Genomic DNA, 16,823 nt, shown 5'->3' with positions numbered 1-16,823 from the left:
CTTAGTTGGCGGCAGCCTTGTTAGCCGCTCGCTCTTTGTCGATCAGTTTGTCGGCCAGTTGCAGGGCCTGTTCGGCACCGCCGGCAGAGCCTACGTCAAAGCGGTACTTGCCGTTGACGATCATGGTTGGAACGCCGGTGATTTCGTACTTTTTGGCCAGTTCACGCGCCTTGACGATCTGACCTTTGATAGCAAAAGAGTCGAAAGTCGCGAGGAACTTGTCCTTGTCCACGCCTTGGGTGGCGAGAAAGTCGGCCATGTCATCCTTGTCGGTCAGTTTCTTGTGTTCTTTCTGAATCGCATTGAACACCGCGGCGTGAACGTTGTGCTCTACACCCATGGCTTCAAGGGTCAGGAACATCTGACCGTGAGCATCCCACGGGCCACCGAACATGGCTGGAATACGTACGAAGTTCACGTCCGAAGGCAGCTTCTCGGCCCAGGGATTGATCACTGGCTCGAAGGCGTAGCAATGCGGGCAGCCGTACCAGAACAGCTCCACCACTTCGATCTTGCCAGGCACGGCGACCGGAACCGGATTGCTCAGTTCGACATAAGGTGCGGCGGGGGCTTCAGCGGCCTGGGCAGTCATGCCGAACAGGCTGGCAGCGGCAAAAACGGCGCTGATGATCAGATTACGCATGCTTTACTCCTGGACAAATTTTTTCGCCTCGCGCGACTTGTTATCAGACAGATCCTGGCGGGCTTGAGTTCTGTAGTGTAGCGGCAGCGGCCACAAAAAAGGGCGGCCAAGGCCACCCTTTTTATACTTGCCGGGACGGATTAATCGAGCGTTAACGTTGCAGGCGATAAGCACCCCGCCCGCTCAACGCCCGATCCGCCGGCCTTAGTGCAGGCCTTGAATGTAGCTGGACACCGCGGTGATGTCTTCGTCGCTCAGCTTCTTGGCAATGGTCTGCATAGGTTTGGTGTCGCCGTCGTTGTTGCGGCCGCCTTCTTCCTTGCGGAAATCGGTCAGTTGCTTGCCGACGTATTGAGCGTGCTGGCCACCCAAGTGCGGGAAACCGGCAGCCGCGTTACCTGCGCCATTTGGCGAGTGGCAACCGGTGCAGGCTGGCAGGCCCTTGGCCAGGTCACCACCACGGAACAGGGCTTCACCGCGAGCGACGATCTTCGGATCGGCGGCACCGACGCTGCCTTTCTGGCTGGCGAAGTAGGCGGCGATGTCCGCCAGATCCTGATCGCTCAGATTGGTCAGCAGACCGGTCATTTCCAGAACGGTGCGCTTGCCCGACTTGATGTCGTGCAATTGCTTGGTCAGGTAGCGTTCACCCTGACCCGCCAGTTTTGGAAAGTTTGGCGCCATGCTGTTGCCATCCGGGCCGTGGCAGGCGCCACATACGGCGGCTTTGGCCTGGCCAGCTTTTGCATCACCCGGTTGTACTGCCTCACCTGCAGCATGGGCCATGCCGGAGATGCCCACGGTCAACAGCAGACTCACGATCAATTTCTTCATCAGCTAATCCAACTACGGCTAAGGGTTAAGAGTTATGGACCGGGCTTACTCGCTCATCCAAAGGATGATGGCTTGGTAATCCTCGGCACTGCAGTCCATGCACAAACCACGCGGCGGCATCGCCTTGAAACCCTGGGTCACGTGTTGCACCAGCGTCTCCATACCTTTCGCCAACCTCGGCGTCCAAGCTTCCTGATCGCCTTTTGTCGGCGCCATGGGGAGTTGGCCGGAATGACAGGCACCACAAACACGGTTGTACACAGCTTCCGGATCCTGTGTAGCCTGAGCGCTGTAAAGCGGCATCAAGACACCGGCAGCTAGCAGCCATTTCGTCATAAAACGACCTTTTCAGGGTTGAGAGCGAGCTGCGTTCTAGTGCGCAATCAAGGTCTGTCGCTCTCGTGAACTTCATCCTACGCTGGGACAAAGCGCACACAAAATCTGCGGCATTATATACTGGCGTCACTGAAACGGAAGCGACACTGCTTGCCGCGCCCATTCCTGGCGCCGCCCACATCGGAAATCCCATGCAACTCAAGAATCCCATCCTCGGTCTGTGCCAACAGTCCACCTTCATGCTCAGCGCCGCCAAAGTCGACCAATGTCCGGATGACGAGGGCTTCGAAGTCGCCTTCGCCGGGCGTTCCAACGCCGGCAAGTCGAGTGCCTTGAACACCCTGACCCATGCCAGCCTGGCGCGCACCTCGAAAACCCCGGGGCGCACGCAACTGTTGAATTTCTTCAAGCTAGACGATGAACGCCGTCTGGTCGACCTGCCGGGCTACGGTTATGCAAAAGTACCTATCCCGCTCAAGCAACACTGGCAGCGTCACCTGGAGGCGTACCTGGGCGGACGCGAGAGTTTGAAAGGTCTGATCCTGATGATGGACATCCGCCATCCGATGACCGATTTCGACCTGCTGATGCTCGACTGGGCCGTGGCTGCCGGCATGCCGATGCACATTCTGCTGACCAAAGCGGACAAGCTGACCTATGGCGCGGCCAAGAACACGCTGCTCAAGGTTCAGGTGGAAATCCGCAAGGGCTGGGGCGATCTGGTGACAATCCAGCTGTTTTCGGCCCCAAAACGCATGGGCCTGGAAGATGCCTACACCGTACTGGCGGGCTGGATGGAACTGGCGGACAAGGGTGCCGAAGCAGAGATTCAATAAATATCAAAAACTGTTTGTGGTGCGCTCAGGCAAGGCAAAAGCGCGGCTCGAAACGGCCGGGGTCGCGCTCGACTTTAGGGGCCTAAATGAGCATTTCGAGCCGCGCTTTTAACGCAGCATGAGCGCATCACGGACAGTTTTTCTCGGGGCAAAAAAAACCCCGGACTTCATATGGGGAGGGAGAAGTTCCGGGGTTCAAGCTCTAGACCGCTAGGGCGGGGTCCAGATATCTGCCAACACTTAACACAACATAGGAGCATCGAAGGGCTTCACCAGCCATTCAGTAACTCTGAGTGGTGGTCGCAAGATTAGTTCAGATTTTTTTTCAAATAGCTTTGGAATAACTCTAATTATCTTCCGGTCTAAGCGACTTGCGCCCGTCTGCCGCGGCACTATGCCGCAGCAGAAAACGACAATTTTCTGTAGGAGCGAGCTTGCTCGCGATGGAATTTCAGCCGAAATCGATGTGTCTGACACTCCATCGCGAGCAAGCTCGCTCCTACAAGAAGGCTCAGTGAGCCTCATCCCAGTTATTTCCAATACCCACTTCGACCAGCAACGGCACATCCAGTTTCGCGGCCTCGCTCATGTGCACGCGAATTTCATCGCGAACCTGTTCGACCAGGTCTTCACGCACCTCAAGCACCAGTTCATCGTGCACCTGCAAGATGACTTTGGCGTCGAGGCCAGACGTGGTCAGCCAATTATCCACCGCGACCATGGCTTTCTTGATGATGTCCGCCGCAGTGCCTTGCATCGGTGCGTTGATCGCCGTGCGTTCGGCGGCGGCGCGCTCTTGCGGCTTGTTGGAGTTGATATCCGGCAGGTACAGGCGACGACCGAAGAACGTCTCGACATAACCTTGCTCGGCGGCCTGGGCACGCGTGCGGTCCATGTATTGGCGAACGCCGGGGTATCGGGCGAAGTAGGTATCGATGTAGGCCTTGGCGGTCTTGGTGTCGACGCCAATGTCCTTGCCGAGCTTCTGCGCGCCCATGCCGTAGATCAGGCCGAAGTTGATCGCCTTGGCGCTGCGACGCTGGTTGGAGGTCACGTCGGCCAGTTCGACCTTGAACACTTCGGCGGCGGTCGCGGTGTGCACGTCCAGATTGTGGCGGAAGGCGTTCATCAGCCCTTCATCCCGTGACAGGTGCGCCATGATCCGCAGTTCGATCTGCGAATAGTCCGCCGCCAGCAGCTTGTAACCGGTCGGGGCTACGAACGCCTGGCGAATGCGCCGCCCTTCGGCGGTGCGTACCGGGATGTTCTGCAGGTTCGGATCACTGGAGGACAGTCGCCCGGTGGAGGCGACAGCCTGGTGGTACGAAGTATGGATCCGCCCGGTGCGCGGGTTGATCTGTTCCGGCAAACGATCGGTGTAGGTGCTTTTCAGCTTGCTCATGGAGCGATATTCCATAAGCACTTTCGGCAATCGATAGTCGTCGTCTGCCAGTTTGGCCAGCACCTCTTCGGCAGTGGACGGCTGGCCTTTGGCGGTTTTCTTCAATACCGGCAAGCCGAGCTTCTCGTAAAGGATCACGCCGAGCTGCTTGGGCGAGCCGAGGTTGAATTCCTCGCCGGCAATCTCGAAAGCTTCGCGCTCCAGTGCGACCATCTTGTCGCCCAGTTCGATGCTTTGCACACCCAGCAGGGCGGCGTCGACGAATGCGCCCTGGCGCTCGATGCGCGCCAGTACCGGCACCAACGGAATTTCAATGTCAGTCAGCACACTGGCCAGGCTCGGAATGGCCGAAAGCTTTTCGAACAGGGTCTGGTGCAGGCGCAAGGTGATATCCGCATCTTCAGCGGCGTAAGGCCCGGCCTGCTCCAGGGCGATCTGGTCGAACGTCAGCTGTTTCACGCCTTTGCCGGCGATGTCCTGGAAACTCACCGTGGTGTGGTCCAGATACTTCTGCGCCAGGCTGTCCATGTCATGGCGCGTGGCCGTGGAGTTGAGCACGTAGGACTCGAGCATGGTGTCAAAGGCGATGCCGCGCACGGTGATGCCGTTGTCCTGATCGCCACCGATGGCGCAGTTGGCCAGGATGTTCATGTCGAACTTGGCGTGCTGGCCGACTTTGAGCTTGTTCGGGTCTTCCAGAATCGGCTTGAGTGCGCGCAGGACTGTGTCGCGGTCCAGCTGCTGCGGCACGCCGATGTAGGAATGGGTCAACGGGATGTAGGCCGCTTCGTTAGCCTGAACGGCGAACGATAGGCCCACCAGTTGCGCCTGCTGCGCATCGATGCCGGTGGTTTCGGTGTCGAAGGCAAACAGCTTGGCGTTGTTCAGTTTTTCCAGCCAGGCATCGAACCGCGCCTGATCGAGGATGGTTTCATAGGCGGCTTCAGCAGCGGCGACCGGTGCTTCGGCCTCTGGTTCGCTGAACAGATCCGCGGCCGGTGCAGGCTCGGCGGCAGCACTCAGTTCCAGGCGTTTGGCGTCGCGATCAAGGTCGTTCAGCCAGCTCTTGAATTCCAGCAGGGTGTACAGCTCGTAGAGTTTGGCCGGATCTTCAGGACCCATTTGCAAGTCGTCGAGCCCAACGTCCAGCGGCACGTCGACCTTGATGGTCGCCAGTTGATAGGAGAGGAAGGCCATCTCCTTGTGCTCTTCGAGCTTGGCCGGCAGGGTCTTGGCGCCGCGAATCGGCAGGGTCGGCACGATGTCGAGCTGCGCATAGAGTTCGGTCAGGCCGCCGTTCACGCCGACCAGCAGGCCCGAAGCCGTCTTCGGACCGATGCCCGGAACGCCCGGAATGTTGTCGGAAGAATCGCCCATGAGCGCCAGATAATCGATGATCTGCTCGGGAGCGACGCCGAATTTCTCCTTCACGCCCTCCACATCCATGCTGCTACCGGTCATGGTGTTGACCAAGGTAATGTGACCGTCGACCAGTTGCGCCATGTCCTTGTCACCGGTGGAAATAATCACCGGACGATCCGCCGCCGCGCTGCTGCGGGCCAGGGTGCCGATCACGTCATCGGCCTCGACGCCCTCTACACACAGCAGCGGGAAGCCCAGGGCGATCACGCTCTGGTGCAGCGGCTCGATCTGCACGCGCATGTCGTCGGGCATGCTCGGACGGTTGGCCTTGTATTCGGCGTACATGTCATCGCGAAAAGTCCCACCTTTGGCGTCGAACACCACAGCGAACGGACTGTCCGGATATTGCTTGCGCAGGCTCCTGAGCATGTTCAAGACGCCCTTGACCGCACCGGTCGGCAGGCCTTTGGACGTGGTCAGCGGTGGCAGCGCGTGAAAGGCGCGGTACAGGTAAGAAGAACCGTCCACCAGGACGAGGGGGGCTTGGCTCATGAGCAGGATCAACCTTTTCGGCGGGTCCGGCGCTAGAATAGCGGGACCGTTGACGACAAAGGGACAAGGTTATCATGCGCACACTAAATCGCCTGTTGCTGGCTGGCTTGTTTGCTATCACACCTTTGGCCGTCATGGCGGCGGATGACGCCCCTTCGGCAGACCCGGATGTCACGATCCGCACGGAAGGGGACAAGCTCATTCAGGAATACCGCCAAAACGGCTTCCTGTATGCGATCAAAGTCACGCCCAAAGGCGGCAAGCCGTATTTTCTCGTGCGCGCCGATGGGTCGGACGGTAACTTCATTCGCTCGGATTACCCGGATATGCTGATTCCGGCGTGGGAAATTTTTAAGTGGTAAGTCGTCCTTAACTTTAATCGGCGCTGGCTCAACAGCGGCGCCCGTACTGGCAGTTTAAACATGTCTGTGTTCACCCCCCTGGCTCGGCCCGAGCTGGAAGCTTTTCTCGCCCCTTATGGCCTCGGCCGCCTGCTTGATTTCCAGGGGATTGCCGCCGGTAGCGAAAACACCAATTTCTTTATCAGCCTGGAGCAGGGCGAATTTGTCCTGACCCTGATCGAGCGCGGCCCGGTTCAGGAAATGCCGTTCTTCATCGAACTGCTCGACGTGCTGCACGGCGCGAACTTGCCGGTGCCTTACGCCTTGCGCACCACCGACGGCGTGGCCCTGCGCGAACTGGCGGGTAAACCTGCGCTGCTGCAACCGCGTCTGGCCGGCAAGCACATCAAGCAAGCCAACGCGCAACATTGTGCGCAGGTCGGTGAGTTGCTCGGCCATCTGCACCTGGCGACCCAGGCCAACATGATCAAGCGCAAAACCGATCGTGGCCTGGACTGGATGCTGGAAGAGGGCACGCAGTTTTTGTCGCACCTCGGTGCCGAACAGAAAGACCTGCTGCAGCGGGCGCTGGAAGAAATCACCCGGCAGAAAGGAAAAATCCTGGCACTGCCACGGGCGAACATTCACGCCGACCTGTTCCGCGACAACGCGATGTTCGAAGGCACGCACCTGACCGGGCTGATCGATTTCTACAACGCCTGCTCCGGGCCGATGCTCTACGACGTGGCGATTGCCTTGAACGATTGGTGCTCGGACGACGATGGCGTGATCGATGGACCGCGAGCGCGGGCCTTGCTGGGCGCTTACGCAACCCTGCGACCGTTCACCGCTGCCGAAGCCGAGTTGTGGCCGACCATGCTGCGGGTGGCTTGCGTACGGTTCTGGTTGTCACGCTTGATCGCGGCGGAGTCGTTCGCCGGGCAGGACGTGTTGATTCACGATCCGATGGAGTTCCAGTTGCGCCTGGCGCAGCGCCAGACGGTCAATACGCCGTTGCCTTTCGCTCTTTAAAGGCTTTGACCTGTGGGAGCGAGCTTGCTCGCGATAGCGGTGGGTCAGTCAACATTGATGTTGAATGTAATGCCGCCTTCGCGAGCAAGCTCGCTCCCACAGGGTCTGGTGTCGGTTACAACGACTCCAGGCACCCCGCCAAATCATTCCCCAACTTCTCCAGCACCTGCTCATACCCCTGAGCAGTCGCCGGCGTGTACCCGCCCAGCGCATCCAGTTCAGCCAGTTTCACCGGCAATCCCGCCACCAGAGTTTCCGCCAGACGCGGCCGCAGCGGTGGTTCACTGAACACGCAGGTCTTGCCGACTTCCTGCAAACGCGCGCGCATTGCCGCGACATGCTGGGCACCGGGTTGCACTTCGGCCGCGACGCTGAACACACCCACGTGCTTGAGGCCGTAGGCGTCTTCGAAGTAGTCAAAAGCTTCGTGGAACACGAAGTAGGGTTTGCCCTGAACATCGGCCAGGCGTTTCTTCAGGCGCGCATCCAACGCATCGAGACGTTCGTCGAAGGCTTTCAGATTGCTCTGATAGCGCGCGGCATTGGCAGGATCGGTGGCACTCAGGTCAGCCGCCATTTTCGTGGCGATGACCCGGGCGTTGACCGGCGATAGCCACAGGTGCGCATCCAGGCTGCCCGGACGGTGATCGTGGTCATGTTCGTCGGCTTCTTCAGCGTGGGAGTGGCTATCTTCGGCAAAGCGGCGCAGTTTCATGCCTGGCAAATCCTGCACGGCGACGTTGGGCAACGTACGACCACTGAGCACGCGTGGCAGGAAACCTTCCATGTCCGGGCCGATCCAGTACAGCAGGTCCACCGATTGCACCTTGCGCACGTCGGAAGGGCGCAACGCATAGTTATGCGGTGAGGCACCCGGCGGCAGCAAAACCTCAGGAATCGCCACGCCGTCCTGCACCGCCGCGGCGATCAACTGCAGAGGCTTGATGCTGGTAAGGACCTTGACCTCGGCCTGCGCCGAACCGATCAGCAGAAAACTTGCGACAAATGCGACAAAGATAGAAAAAAGTCGGGACACGATGACCACTCGAAGAGGCGAGAACGGGTAACATAATAACGTCTCTCACAAAACTCGTCGCCGCTCATGCTAAAAACACCGATTGCCAGCCGTCCCCACGACCACTCACATTGCGTTCACAGCGCTTTGTCCGAGGCCGATGCCCTGTGCGCACGTCAAGGCCTGCGCCTGACCGCGTTGCGCCGGCGAGTGCTGGAACTGGTGTGGCAAAGCCACAAGCCGCTGGGTGCCTACGACATTCTCGCGGTCCTCAGCGAGCAGGACGGTCGCCGCGCAGCGCCGCCGACGGTGTACCGTGCGCTGGATTTCCTGCTGGAAAACGGCCTGGWCCATCGGATTTCCTCGCTCAACGCCTTCATCGGCTGCAATCACCCGGAACATGCTCACCAGGGTCAGTTCCTGATCTGCCGTGAGTGCCACGCCGCCATCGAGCTCGAACAAACATCCATCAGCGACGCGATCATCGCCAGCGCCAGGGATGTCGGGTTTGTCGTCGAAGGCCAGACCGTTGAAGTGGTCGGTCTCTGCTCGGGTTGCCAGGGGGCTTGATGAGCAACACGCTGATCCGTCTTGAGCAGGTCGCCGTCACGTTCGCCGGGCAACCGGTGCTGGACAACATTGAGCTGAGCGTCGAGCCAGGGCAGATCGTTACCCTGATCGGCCCCAACGGCGCCGGCAAAACCACGCTGGTGCGTGCCGTGCTCGGCTTGTTGAAACCGGACAGCGGCAGCGTCTGGCGCAAGCCAAAACTGCGGGTCGGTTACATGCCGCAAAAACTTCATGTCGATCCGACCCTCCCGCTGTCGGTCCTGCGTTTCTTGCGCCTGGTACCGGGCGTGGACCGTGCGATGGCCTTGGCGGCACTCAAGGAGGTCGGCGCCGAACAGGTGATCGACAGCCCGGTGCAAAGCGTTTCCGGTGGCGAAATGCAACGCGTGTTGCTGGCCCGGGCCTTGTTGCGCGAACCGGAACTGCTGGTGCTAGACGAACCGGTACAGGGTGTCGACGTGGCCGGCCAGGCTGAGCTGTACAGCCTGATCACCCGTCTGCGCGATCGTCACGGTTGCGGCGTGCTGATGGTCTCCCACGATTTGCATCTGGTGATGAGCACCACGGATCAGGTGGTTTGCCTCAATCGTCACGTCTGCTGTTCCGGCCATCCCGAGCAGGTCAGCGGCGATCCGGCTTTCGTCGAGCTGTTCGGAAAGAACGCACAAAGCCTGGCGATTTATCACCACCATCACGACCACGCCCACGACCTGCATGGCTCGGTGGTCAAGGCGCCTGCGTCGGGCCAACCCCATGTTCACGGAGATAGCTGCAAGCATGGCTGATTTTCTGCTCTACGCCCTGCTTGCAGGCCTGGCCCTGGCCGTCGTCGCAGGCCCGTTGGGGTCTTTCGTGGTCTGGCGGCGCATGGCCTATTTCGGCGACACCCTGTCCCACGCGGCATTGCTCGGCGTAGCCCTGGGCTTCCTGCTGGATGTCAGCCCGACCGTTGCCGTCACCGTTGGCTGCTTGCTGTTGGCAGTGTTGCTGGTGACATTGCAACAACGCCAACCGCTGGCATCCGACACACTTTTGGGAATTCTCGCGCCCAGCACGCTCTCTCTGGGCCTGGTGGTACTAAGCTTCATGCACGAAGTGCGGATCGACCTGATGGCCTATCTGTTCGGMGACTTGTTGGCGATCAGTCCGACCGACCTGGCCTGGATTCTTGGCGGTAGCGCTGCGGTACTGGTCTTGCTGGTTACGTTGTGGCGCCCATTGCTGGCGATCACGGTGCATGAAGAACTGGCCAGGGTCGAAGGTTTGCCCGTGGCGGGATTGCGCCTGGCCCTGATGCTGTTGATCGCCGTAGTGATTGCCGTGGCGATGAAAATCGTCGGCGTATTGCTGATCACTTCGTTGCTGATCATCCCAGCGGCTGCGGCACAACGTCACGCCCGCTCGCCGGAACAGATGGCACTGGGCGCGAGCCTGCTGGGCATACTCGCCGTGTGTGGCGGGCTGGCGCTGTCCTGGTTCAAGGACACCCCTGCCGGCCCGTCGATTGTGGTGACGGCCGCCGCGCTATTTCTGCTGAGTTTTGTTCTGCCCCGTCGAGGGGTGTAGACTTGCTCGTTTTTTGCGCAAATAGAGAGTCGCAGGAATGAAGTCGTTCGCCTCCCGTTATCTGCTCCTTGTCGCATTTTCTTTGCTGCTGGGCGCCTGCCAAAGCACGCCACCGGCGGCCACCGAGGCCGCCGATGCGCGGGCCACGGCCATCGTGCAGCTGGAACAAAACATCGCCAGCGATGAACTGACCATCGCCGAAGACCAATTGGCAGCCTTGCAGGCCGAATCGCCCAACGATGCTTCCCTTGAGCAATACCAGCGGCAACTGGCCGAAGCCTATCTGCGCCGCAGCCAGATCGTGCTGCAAAAGGGTGATGTGGATGCCGCCGCGACCGCCCTGAGCCGTGCCCGCTCGTTGATGCCCAAGGCTCCGGCACTGACCGGCGGAGTCAATGGCTCGATTGCCCAGGCGCGCAAGGCCGAGCTGGAAAAAGCCGAAGCCGCCCTCAAGGCTGCCGAAGCCAAGCCAAAAGCCAAGGTTATCGACCTGACGGCTGAAGGCACCACAGTCGTGCTGAATATCAACGATATAGGCAAACTGCGTCGCCAACTGGATGCCATTGCCGCCGATGTGGTGAATTTTCAGTGCGACGTGAGCATTCAGGCTCCACGCACCAACGATTACCCTTGGCTGGCTAATTTGCTGACCAAACGGGTGAAGAAACTCGATCCTGAGTTTGATCTGAAGCTGGAGCGGCAGATTTTGCGCAGCGTTCCGGCGCAGATGGTTCTTAGCCCTCGGAATCCCTGAAAAGCTTCGCGGGCAAGCCCGCGAAGGCGTCCTTTCTGGCAATAAAAATGCTCAGGCCGAAATCGCATTGGCCTTGGCCTTTGCCTCCCCCTCCCAAACCCGATACCGACCAATCGCTGGAGTGAGCCTCTTCAGCCGTTCCTTTTTCTGACCTTTGATCGTGTTATTTCCAAATGAAAGGACAAATGCGAAATAAATGCTAAGAACCTCTATACGGACAGGCTAAAATGCGCGCCCGGCTAACCGCTGATCCTTTTCTAACGCGCCCCACAAGGTTCGCTACGTGATCGAGTTTCAAAACGTCCATAAAACCTACCGCGTCGCCGGTAGGGAAATCCCCGCCCTGCATCCGACCAGTCTGACGATTGAGAACGGGCAGGTTTTCGGCTTGATCGGTCATTCCGGCGCGGGAAAAAGTACTCTGCTGCGTCTGATCAATCGCCTGGAAAACGCCAGTGGCGGCAAGATCACCGTCGACGGTGAAGAAGTCACCGCTCTCGACGCCAACGGCCTGCGCCGCTTCCGTCAGCAGGTCGGGATGATTTTCCAGCACTTCAACCTGCTGGCCTCCAAGACTGTCGCCGACAACGTCGCGCTGCCACTGACCCTGGCCGGCGAGCTGTCGCGTGTCGAAATCGACTCCCGCGTAGCCGAGTTGCTGGCGCGGGTCGGTTTGTCCGACCACGCAAAAAAGTACCCGGCGCAATTGTCCGGCGGGCAGAAGCAGCGTGTCGGCATTGCCCGTGCGCTGGCGACCAAGCCAAAAATCCTGCTGTGCGATGAAGCCACCAGCGCCCTCGACCCGCAAACCACCGCATCGGTGTTGCAATTGCTCGCCGAGATCAATCGCGAGCTGAAACTGACCATCGTCTTGATCACCCACGAGATGGACGTGATCCGCCGGGTCTGCGACCAAGTAGCCGTGATGGACGCCGGTGTGATCGTCGAGCAAGGCTCGGTGGCCGAGGTGTTCCTGCATCCGAAGCACCCGACCACCAAGCGCTTCGTGCAGGAAGACGAGCAGATCGACGAAAGCGAACAGCGTGACGACTTCGCTCACGTACCGGGACGCATCCTGCGTCTGACCTTCCAGGGCGAAGCGACCTACGCGCCTCTGCTGGGCACTGTCGCCCGGGAAACCGGTGTGGACTACAGCATCCTGGCCGGTCGTATCGACCGCATCAAAGACATCCCTTACGGGCAACTGACCCTGGCCGTGACCGGCGGTGACATGGAAGCGGCCTTTGCCCGCTTCACCGCAGCCGACGTCCACATGGAGGTGCTGCGCTAATGGAAGCCCTGACAAGTTTCTTCGCCAATATCGACTGGTTCGAAATCTGGCTGGCCACCGGCGACACCCTGCTGATGCTCGGCGGTTCGCTGTTGTTCACCGTGCTGCTCGGCTTGCCCCTGGGGGTGCTGCTGTTCCTGTGCAGCCCGCGCCAGTTGCTGGAAGCCAAAGGCGTCTACGCGATGTTGTCGCTGCTGGTAAACATTCTGCGTTCGCTGCCGTTCATCATCCTGTTGATCGTGATGATCCCGTTCACCGTGTTGATCACCGGCACGTCCCTGGGTGTCGCCGGTGCGATCCCGCCGCTGGTGGTGGGTGCCACGCCGTTCTTCGCGCGCCTGGTGGAAACCGCCCTGCGTGAAGTGGATCGCGGCATCATCGAAGCGACCCAGGCCATGGGCGCGACCACACGACAGATCATCACCAATGCCTTGCTGCCGGAGGCTCGTCCGGGCATCTTCGCGGCGATTACGGTGACAGCCATTACACTGGTGTCCTACACGGCGATGGCCGGTGTCGTGGGTGCTGGTGGTCTGGGTGACCTGGCGATCCGTTTCGGTTACCAGCGTTTCCAGACCGATGTGATGGTCGTGACGGTGGTACTGCTGCTGGTATTGGTCCAGGTGCTGCAAACCGTCGGCGACAAACTGGTTGTGCATTTCTCCCGTAAATAAGACATGAGCCGGCCATTCGCTGGCAGGCGCCAAACGGGTGCCGCAAGCGGGCACCTCACATGGAGTTAGCTGAATGAAAAAACTACTCGTGGCCTTCGCGGCCGTTGCGGCATTCTCTGCCCACGCTGAAACCCTGACCGTCGCAGCCACTCCGGTTCCGCACGCCGAGATCCTCGAATTCGTGAAGCCGGCCCTGGCCAAAGAAGGCGTGGACCTGAAGGTCAAGGTATTCACCGACTACATCCAGCCAAACGTGCAGGTCGCGGAAAAACGCCTGGACGCCAACTTCTTCCAGCACCAGCCGTACCTGGATGAGTTCAACAAGGCCAAGGGCACCCACCTGGTTTCCGTGGCCGGCGTGCACCTGGAGCCCTTGGGCGCTTACTCCAGCAAGTACAAAACCATTGCTGAACTGCCTGGTGGTGCCAACGTGGTCATCCCGAACGATGCCACCAATGGCGGCCGTGCCCTGTTGCTGATGGCCAAGGCCGGCCTGATCAAGTTGAAGGATTCGAACAACATCCTGTCGACTGTGAAAGACATCACCGAAAACACCAAGGACCTGAAAATCCGTGAACTGGAAGCCGCGACCATCCCGCGCGTGCTGACCCAGGTCGACCTGGCGCTGATCAACACCAACTACGCGCTGGAAGCCAAGCTCGATCCGGCCAAGGATGCACTGTTCATCGAAGGCAGCGACTCGCCTTACGTGAACATTCTGGTGGCTCGCCCGGACGACAAGGACAGCGAAGCGATGAAGAAACTGGTCGCTGCCCTGCACAGCCCGGAAGTGAAGGCATTCATTCTCGAGAAGTACAAAGGCGCGGTGGTGCCGGCGTTCTGATCGACTGAAAGCAATGAAAAAGGGGACGCCAAGTGCGTCCCCTTTTTTGTGTCTTGAAATACGACCCCTGTGGGAGCGAGCTTGCTCGCGATGGCGGTGTATCAGTCAACTTGGATGTTGAATGTTACGGCCTCATCGCGAGCAAGCTCGCTCCCACAGGGGGTTGTGTCACTCAGTTGCGTTTAAGCATCACCGGCAACTGCGCCACCAGCTTCGCATTGTTCAACGGCGCCCGAATAAACCCGCGCTGGGTACCGTCCGGCCCGATCACCGCGAGGTTGCCGCTGTGGTCAACGGTGTAGTTGGGCTTGCTGGTGTCCGCCGGAATGAACGGAATGCTCACCGCGTTGGCGATCGTTTGCAGCTCATCGGTCGACGCCGGGGTCAGGCCGATGAACTGCGGGTCGAAGTAGCCCAGGTACTGCTTGAGCTGCTTGGGTGTATCGCGGTTCGGATCGACACTGACCAGCACGATTTGCAGTTTATCCACCGCTTCGGGCGGCAACTCGCTCTTGATCTGTCGCAGCTGGGCGAGGGTGGTCGGGCAGATGTCCGGGCAGAAGGTGTAGCCGAAGAACAGCAGGCTCCACTTGCCTTTCAATTCATTGATCGCGACCGGCTGGCCGTCCTGATTGGTCATCGTCACGTCCGGTAGATTACGGCTCTGCGGCAGCAGAATGATACCGGCGTCGATCAGCGCCGTCGGATCGCCCTGGTTTTTCCCGGACAGCACCTTGTTGACGGTCAGGCCCAGGATCAGCGCGATCAGGGCGACGAGTATGAAGACGGTTTTCTGGGTTCGAGTCATAGGTTCAACAGTAAGTAGTGGTCTACGAGCAGGGCGATAAACAGCAGGAACAAGTAGTAAATAGAGTACTTGAACGTGTTGATCGCCGCGTGCGGCCGAGTGCCACGGTACAGCACCACGGCCCAATGCAGAAACCGCGCGCCCAGCCCGAGCGCGCACACCAGGTAGAGCGTGCCGCTCATGTGGATCACATAAGGCATCAGGCTGACGGCAAGCAATGCGAAGGTATAAAGCAGGATGTGAATCTTGGTGTAGTGCTCGCCATGGGTGACCGGCAGCATCGGGATGTCGGCCTTGGCGTATTCCTCCTTGCGATGAATCGCCAGCGCCCAGAAGTGCGGCGGGGTCCAGGCGAAGATGATCAACACTAGCAGCAGCGGTTCGGCGCTGACGTGTCCGGTGGCGGCGGTCCAGCCGAGCAACGGCGGCGCAGCACCGGCCAGACCACCGATGACAATGTTCTGCGGGGTCGCGCGCTTGAGAAATCCGGTGTAGACCACCGCGTAGCCGAGCAACGAGGCGAGGGTCAACCACGCGGTCAGCGGGTTGGTAAACGCCAGCAGCATGGCTTGCCCGAGCGCCGCCAGCACCAGTGCAAACGTCAGTGCGGCGGTCGGCGAAACCCGGCCTTCGGCCAGAGGCCGTTTGTGGGTGCGTGCCATGATCGCGTCGATGCGCCGGTCCACCACATGATTGACCGCCGCCGCGCCACCGGCACACAAAGCGATGCCCAGGTTGCCGAAAATCAGCACCGTCCACGGCACCCCGGCACGGGTCGCGAGGAACATTCCCACCAGTGAAGTGATGAGCATCAGCACCACGACTTTGGGTTTGGTCAGTTCCAGGTAGTCGCGCCAGATCGCCTGACTGGGACGTTCGCCGATCAAAACCGCCATGGCATCTCTCCTTTTATTGTTATGGGCCCGGCTGAGTGTTTACGCAGGCTGAAGCGCCAGCGCGTTGGCTGCGTGACCCGGACCAGACTGGTTCGGGCGTGGTAATTGACCAGCACCATGGTTAGCAACAGCGCCGCGCCGCCCGCGTTATGCGCGACGGCCACCGGCAGCGGCAGATGGAATAGCACGTTGCTGATGCCCAGGGTGATTTGTACGCCAAGGGTGATCAGCACCAGGCCTGCCAGACGCGTCATGCCGACCACTTTCAATTGCCAGGCCAGACCGAGCAATACCAGGGTGACCAGCAACGCACCGATGCGATGGGTCAGGTGGATGGCCGTACGGGCATCGCTGTCCAGTTGCCCGCCCAGGTAATTCGGGCCGATGTGTTGGGTCAGGTGGAAACCGTTGGCGAAGTCGGCAGGCGGCAGCCATTGGCCGTGGCAGGTCGGAAAGTCGATGCAGGCCACGGCGGCGTAGTTGGAACTGACCCAGCCACCGAGGGCGATTTGCCCGATCACCAGCAGCAGTCCGGCCGTCGCCCAGTGCTGCAGGCGTCGCGGCACGGTCAGCGCCGGCAATACGCCCGACAGGCGCAAGGTCAGCAGAAACAACAGGCTCAAGGTCGCGAAGCCGCCAAGCAAATGCCCGGCAACCACCTGCGGCCAGAGCTTGAGCGTTACCGTCCACATGCCGAACGCGGCCTGGCCAAAAACCACCGCCAACAGAAACAACGGCAACTTCACCGGTTGCCCCGGATGGCGGCGATGCAACCACGCGCGACCAGCCAACACCGTGATCAATATCCCCAGCGTGCCGGCGAAGTAGCGGTGGATCATCTCGTTCCAGCCCTTGTGGGCCTCGACTGGAGTGTCCGGGAAATGCAATTCGGCATGGGCCAGCTGGGCTTCGCTTTTCGGCACGCTGATAAAGCCGTAGCAGCCAGGCCAGTCCGGGCAGCCGAGGCCGGCATGGGTCAGGCGGGTGTAGGCGCCGAGCAACACCACAATCAGTGCCAGCAAGGTGGCAAACAACGCGAGGCGAAATCCAGGTTTGGCCATGACGAT

General features: G+C 60.0%; 18 protein-coding genes. 10 read left to right on the top strand and 8 right to left on the bottom strand.

From position 1 onward, the window contains the following. Window position 1: 1 nt before the first annotated feature. From AC1D1M_RS13395 to AC1D1M_RS13385, 3 genes are all read right to left on the bottom strand, one after another. Window positions 2-643 carry a thiol:disulfide interchange protein DsbA/DsbL gene (locus AC1D1M_RS13395; RefSeq protein ID WP_218431437.1) on the bottom strand — a complete coding sequence of 214 codons (642 nt, stop codon included), beginning with the start codon at window positions 641-643 and terminating at the stop codon, window positions 2-4. A 204-nt stretch (window positions 644-847) separates the two neighbouring features. Beyond that, window positions 848-1,477 (bottom strand): c-type cytochrome, encoded by a 630-nt coding sequence (locus tag AC1D1M_RS13390; RefSeq protein ID WP_477775986.1) that lies wholly within the window; start codon window positions 1,475-1,477, stop codon window positions 848-850. Between the two features lie 45 nt (window positions 1,478-1,522). Further along, window positions 1,523-1,813, bottom strand: a complete 291-nt coding sequence (locus AC1D1M_RS13385) for a c-type cytochrome (RefSeq protein ID WP_477775985.1) — start codon at window positions 1,811-1,813, stop codon at window positions 1,523-1,525. Between the two features lie 191 nt (window positions 1,814-2,004). Between AC1D1M_RS13385 and yihA the strand changes: the two genes are divergently transcribed. Next, window positions 2,005-2,649 (top strand): ribosome biogenesis GTP-binding protein YihA/YsxC, encoded by a 645-nt coding sequence (gene yihA / locus AC1D1M_RS13380; protein WP_477775984.1) that lies wholly within the window; start codon window positions 2,005-2,007, stop codon window positions 2,647-2,649. 511 nt (window positions 2,650-3,160) lie between these two features. Here yihA and polA read toward each other — a convergent pair. After that, on the bottom strand, window positions 3,161-5,965 hold the full coding sequence (gene polA, locus AC1D1M_RS13375; protein ID WP_477775983.1) for a DNA polymerase I: 2,805 nt from the start codon (window positions 5,963-5,965) through the stop codon (window positions 3,161-3,163). Window positions 5,966-6,039: 74 nt separating this feature from the next. On the opposite strand from polA, the gene AC1D1M_RS13370 reads away from it, so the two are divergent. After that, window positions 6,040-6,327, top strand: a complete 288-nt coding sequence (locus tag AC1D1M_RS13370) for a DUF2782 domain-containing protein (RefSeq protein WP_046042673.1) — start codon at window positions 6,040-6,042, stop codon at window positions 6,325-6,327. Window positions 6,328-6,387: 60 nt separating this feature from the next. Continuing rightward, a complete protein-coding gene (locus AC1D1M_RS13365) occupies window positions 6,388-7,338 on the top strand; it encodes a homoserine kinase (RefSeq protein WP_477775982.1) in 951 nt (316 codons plus the stop codon). Window positions 7,339-7,453: 115 nt separating this feature from the next. Here AC1D1M_RS13365 and znuA read toward each other — a convergent pair whose 3' ends face one another. Further along, window positions 7,454-8,383: a zinc ABC transporter substrate-binding protein ZnuA gene (gene znuA / locus AC1D1M_RS13360; RefSeq protein WP_477775981.1), complete on the bottom strand. Its 930-nt coding sequence runs from the start codon at window positions 8,381-8,383 to the stop codon at window positions 7,454-7,456. A 57-nt stretch (window positions 8,384-8,440) separates the two neighbouring features. Here znuA and zur point away from each other — a divergent pair, with 57 nt between their 5' ends. From zur to AC1D1M_RS13325, 7 genes are all read left to right on the top strand, one after another. Continuing rightward, window positions 8,441-8,923 (top strand): zinc uptake transcriptional repressor Zur, encoded by a 483-nt coding sequence (gene zur / locus AC1D1M_RS13355; RefSeq protein WP_477775980.1) that lies wholly within the window; start codon window positions 8,441-8,443, stop codon window positions 8,921-8,923. Beyond that, entirely contained in the window at window positions 8,923-9,708 is a 786-nt protein-coding gene (gene znuC, locus AC1D1M_RS13350; protein ID WP_477775979.1) for a zinc ABC transporter ATP-binding protein ZnuC, read from the top strand. The genes zur and znuC overlap by 1 nt, the downstream gene beginning before the upstream one ends. After that, a complete protein-coding gene (gene znuB, locus AC1D1M_RS13345; protein WP_223544875.1) occupies window positions 9,701-10,489 on the top strand; it encodes a zinc ABC transporter permease subunit ZnuB in 789 nt (262 codons plus the stop codon). The genes znuC and znuB overlap by 8 nt, the downstream gene beginning before the upstream one ends. 37 nt (window positions 10,490-10,526) lie before the next feature. Further along, complete coding sequence (locus tag AC1D1M_RS13340) at window positions 10,527-11,243, top strand: PA5502 family lipoprotein (protein ID WP_477775978.1); 717 nt, start codon at window positions 10,527-10,529, stop codon at window positions 11,241-11,243. 283 nt (window positions 11,244-11,526) lie between these two features. Further along, entirely contained in the window at window positions 11,527-12,534 is a 1,008-nt protein-coding gene (locus AC1D1M_RS13335; RefSeq protein ID WP_477775977.1) for a methionine ABC transporter ATP-binding protein, read from the top strand. After that, complete coding sequence (locus tag AC1D1M_RS13330) at window positions 12,534-13,208, top strand: methionine ABC transporter permease (RefSeq protein WP_477775976.1); 675 nt, start codon at window positions 12,534-12,536, stop codon at window positions 13,206-13,208. The genes AC1D1M_RS13335 and AC1D1M_RS13330 overlap by 1 nt, the downstream gene beginning before the upstream one ends. A gap of 73 nt (window positions 13,209-13,281) precedes the next feature. Continuing rightward, window positions 13,282-14,052 carry a MetQ/NlpA family ABC transporter substrate-binding protein gene (locus tag AC1D1M_RS13325; RefSeq protein WP_477775975.1) on the top strand — a complete coding sequence of 257 codons (771 nt, stop codon included), beginning with the start codon at window positions 13,282-13,284 and terminating at the stop codon, window positions 14,050-14,052. Window positions 14,053-14,224: 172 nt separating this feature from the next. Here AC1D1M_RS13325 and AC1D1M_RS13320 read toward each other — a convergent pair whose 3' ends face one another. From AC1D1M_RS13320 to AC1D1M_RS13310, 3 genes are read right to left on the bottom strand one after another with little or no spacing between them, the layout of a single operon-like run. Continuing rightward, window positions 14,225-14,860, bottom strand: a complete 636-nt coding sequence (locus AC1D1M_RS13320) for an SCO family protein (RefSeq protein WP_477775974.1) — start codon at window positions 14,858-14,860, stop codon at window positions 14,225-14,227. Beyond that, on the bottom strand, window positions 14,857-15,756 hold the full coding sequence (gene cyoE / locus AC1D1M_RS13315) for a heme o synthase (protein ID WP_477775973.1): 900 nt from the start codon (window positions 15,754-15,756) through the stop codon (window positions 14,857-14,859). The genes AC1D1M_RS13320 and cyoE overlap by 4 nt, the downstream gene beginning before the upstream one ends. Then, complete coding sequence (locus tag AC1D1M_RS13310; RefSeq protein ID WP_477775972.1) at window positions 15,744-16,817, bottom strand: COX15/CtaA family protein; 1,074 nt, start codon at window positions 16,815-16,817, stop codon at window positions 15,744-15,746. The genes cyoE and AC1D1M_RS13310 overlap by 13 nt, the downstream gene beginning before the upstream one ends. Window positions 16,818-16,823: the final 6 nt, after the last annotated feature.

The organism is Pseudomonas sp. P1_F7 (assembly GCF_056405655.1).
The sequence above is the reverse complement of the archived record's forward strand: the minus strand, read 5'-3'. Positions and strand labels throughout refer to the sequence as shown.